This is a genomic window from Bacteroidota bacterium (assembly GCA_016183775.1).
GTDB lineage: Bacteria > Bacteroidota > Bacteroidia > JABDFU01 > JABDFU01 > JABDFU01.
On the sequence record JACPDY010000054.1, the window covers coordinates 1 to 3441 of the forward strand.

The 3441-nt window shown below is 41.1% G+C and carries 2 protein-coding genes; both read right to left on the reverse strand.

Annotated features, from left to right (window positions below):
* Positions 1 to 1910: SBBP repeat-containing protein (locus HYU69_06960; protein MBI2270086.1), on the reverse strand; the 1910-nt coding region annotated here is incomplete at its 3' end.
* 11 nt (positions 1911 to 1921) lie between these two features.
* Positions 1922 to 3441, reverse strand: a 1520-nt coding sequence (locus HYU69_06965) for a SprB repeat-containing protein (protein MBI2270087.1), incomplete at its 5' end; no start/stop codon positions are given.

Sequence of the window (3441 nt, forward strand, 5' to 3'; positions counted from 1 at the left end):
AATGCATCTGACGCACCTTTGTAACCGCTAAAATAGGCGCTACCCCAGGACTGAGTAGGAAAGTCAGAAGCATCTGTTACACCTGTAACATAAATATTTCCGGTAACATCTACTCTGAGGCCTGACGGATGATCCCTTCCCAAAAACCCACTACTCCCTCCATATAAAGTTGCCCAGGTACGGGCACCTTTGTTGGAAAATCGGATAATAAATATATCCAAGGATCCTGCTTGTGTATTATCATAATATGCTCCGGTAAATGCACCTATTCCGGATTGAGTTGGGAAATCTATAGTATTTGTTTGCCCGACAACATAAATATTCCCGGTAGCGTCTGTTGTAATGTTTGACGCAAATTCGAATGTACCGTTGGGGTTATTATTAAGAATACTTCCACCATAGTAGGTGGCCCATGTGAGCATTCCTTTATTGGAAAATCGAAGGATATAACAGTCGACTAATCCTCCTATACTGGCATCAAAGTAAGCACCCCCCCATGGCTTTAAAGGACATCCTGCACCGGCACTTCCTGCCAGGTAGATATTTCCATTAATGTCAAGGACCATATCCAAAAAGCTGGCATAATCAATAAGGGTAGCCCAGGTACGAACTCCTGCATTGGAAAAGCGAAGTATAAAACCAGCCCTGCCGTTAGCAGGTAATGTATTGTCGTAGTATGCACCCGTAAAACTTCCGGTTCCTGGCTGCGTGGGAAAATCAGTAGCAGCTGTAACGCCCGCTACAAAAATATTGCCCGCTGCATCTGTTTTTATGCTTTTCGATACTGCGTAAATATCATTAGTTCCCCCATAATAAGTAGCCCATGTTAATACACCGACATTGGAAAATTGGAGAATAAAAATGATACTTGGAGATATTCCTAAAAAGCCATTAAAATATGCGCCCCCCCATGTTTGCGTAGGAAAATTAGTGGAAGAAGTATATCCAGTAACAAATAGATTTCCATTATTATCACAATCCATATTACAAAATCCGTCAACACCACTTCCCCCATAAAGTGTAGCCCATACTAATTGAGGATCAATAATTAAAGTTTCGAGTTCAAGATTCAACGCTCCTAGTTCAAGTTTAAATGAAACTTCTGTTTCATACCCTTCATCATTTCCGTTAGGATTGCAGGACTTAATTTTTTTTTCGGCAAAAATTGTTGGGATATTTTCTTTTGTTTCTTCCAAATAACTTACGGGGGCTTGTTCGGTTAAGGTTCCGTATGGGGATTTTATTTGTATGTTGCCTTTGTTGTCAATACCTAATTTTTTTTCGGAGCGGTATAGAAGCTTTATGTTATTGTGGTTAGCGCCGGGATGCACCACAAAGTCATACTTGAATCCTGTTTTGTTTGAGTTATAAAACACCCAATCTATCCCGGGGTAAATTTCCTTAATAGTTACTTTCTCGTAGCTGTGAACATCTGTTATTCCATCGGGGCAGTGGCCTAAAAAATATTGATTAAAGTTGGTTGATTTGCCTTCTGTTATAATGTTCTCTTTTTTAATGCTGGCCCCGGTAAGTTCCATATCAATGCGGGACCATTTTATTTCTTTATCCGCATCTTCCATATTCTCCAGGGAAGCATAAGCTTGAATATTACGATCTTCTCTTACCTTTTCATGTTCTTCATCCATTTCAAAAAACATGTAGGTTAAACCCTTTTCAGTAATGAAAAGGTTTACCCCCGGCGCTTCAGCTTTAAAAAGTACAAAGGGAACGGGCTTGCCTTCCATGTCCGTCATCTGCCCTTTGTTTTCTATAAACTGAACAGATTGACTTTGCATCCATTGCTTTGCCTGTGTTTTTAGGGTTGGGTCAGATTTATTGCTACCATTGCCATTGGCATATAGGTTGACTACAAAAAGCAGTGCGATAATCAAGTTGTGAAATTTTTTCATGACAAGCCGGTTTAAGGTACAGTAAGACTAACATTTACACTGCACCCGTTTTTGTCTTTAATATTTATCATGTAAGTCCCCGTGCATAGTTGATTTTTGTATCTGCTCATATATCCATCAGGCCAGGAGTAGCTATAAGGACTTGTACCGCCGATTGCATTTATCATTAACCATTCCTTGCAGCCGCATGCACTGCAGTTGGCTATGCCTCTGGTAAATTGGCCCGATAATGGCGGAGGTGAAATTATTGATACAGTGGAAGTGGATGTACATACCCCCTCTGAAATAGTTACTGTATAAGTTGCCGCCTGCAAACCAGTAACAAGAATACTTGTGCCCGTTGCTGTACCACTATTCCCATTGCTCCAACTATAGATATAAGGACCACCACTGCCATTGTTTATTAATACTGTTGCGCTGCCGTTACCGCCTCCGTTACAGCTAACATTTGTATTAATATTAGTTTTGGCGGTTAGAGAACAAACTGTACAATTATCCGATGCTACGGTAACAGTTCCTGTTTCTGTACAACCATTGCTTCCTGTGACAGTTACTGTATATGTTCCCGCAGCAAGATTAGTGGCTATTTGTGTTGTTTGAGCATTATTCCACAAATAGGTGTATGGCCAGCTATTTATACCGCTTGCCCCGGCTGCGGCACTGCCATTATTACTGCCGCATGATGATGCCGCGCTTGTCACAGTTATCGTTATTGGGTTTAGTACAGGGGCTATTACATTATAACAACCACTCGCATCACTTACAATTACATAATCACCGGCTTTTATATTTGTAGCAGTTTGTGTTGTTTGCCCGTTGTTCCATAAATAAGTATATGGTAATGTTCCTCCAAATGCAGTTACTTTTGAACTGCTGCAATTGTTTGTAACGGACAAATTCGGGCCATTGGAATTCCCAATAATGGCTATTGCGGTTGAAGTGCAACCACTGGCATTTGTGACTGTAACTGTATAACCTCCTGCCGAAAGCCCTGTAGCAGATACGGTATTTTGACCATTACTCCATATATAGGTATAGGGTCCTGTACTTGGGGCCGGAGGAAATGGCTGAACCAATGCAGTTGCTTTACCGGTTGCTCCCCCACATGTGGATTTTTGATTTTGAATTGCCTGTGCAGAGAACTGTGGTTCTGTAATTACTATTGTTACAGCGTTTGAACATCCATTGACATCAGTTGCCGTTACTATGTAGGTTCCGGTTTTTAAACCAGTAGCATTTGCGTTGCTTTGACCATTAATCCAGCTATAAATATATGGGCCTGTACCACCTGTACCAGTGGCGGTGGAACTGCCGGTATTACCTCCCGGACATAGTATATTTTGCAGTGCAGTATTTATACTTACGTTACCTGTATTATTAAATATTTCAGTCGTTCGTATGGAGGTGCATCCTGTATTATCAGTTACGGTTACTGTGTATACACTTGCATTTAACCCGGTGGCCGTTTGTGTTGTTTGTCCGTTGCTCCAGCTATAAATATATGGGCTGGTGCCACTTATTATATTCACTG